The sequence below is a fragment of the Mesorhizobium sp. 128a genome (genome assembly GCF_053848025.1).
In genome coordinates this window covers 1-225 of the sequence record NZ_JBSPKY010000133.1, presented here as the reverse complement: position 1 = coordinate 225, position 225 = coordinate 1, and the positions used below count along the sequence as shown (strand labels likewise).

Here is a 225-nt window from a genome sequence, read left to right as displayed (position 1 = left end):
CAACTGGCTCGACCGGAGCAACCGGCTCGACCGGTGCGACTGGCTCGACAGGTGCAACTGGCTCGACCGGGGCGACTGGTTCGACTGGCTCGACCGGGGCAACTGGCTCGACCGGAGCAACTGGCTCGACCGGCGCCACCGGCTCGACAGGTGCAACTGGCTCGACCGGCGCAACTGGCTCGACCGGTGCGACTGGCTCGACCGGAGCAACCGGCTCTACTGGTG

At 69.3% G+C, this 225-nt stretch carries 1 pseudogene; it reads left to right on the top strand.

From position 1 onward, the window contains the following. Positions 1–225, top strand: a pseudogene (locus ACWTU9_RS33400) (hypothetical protein); the annotation flags it as partial.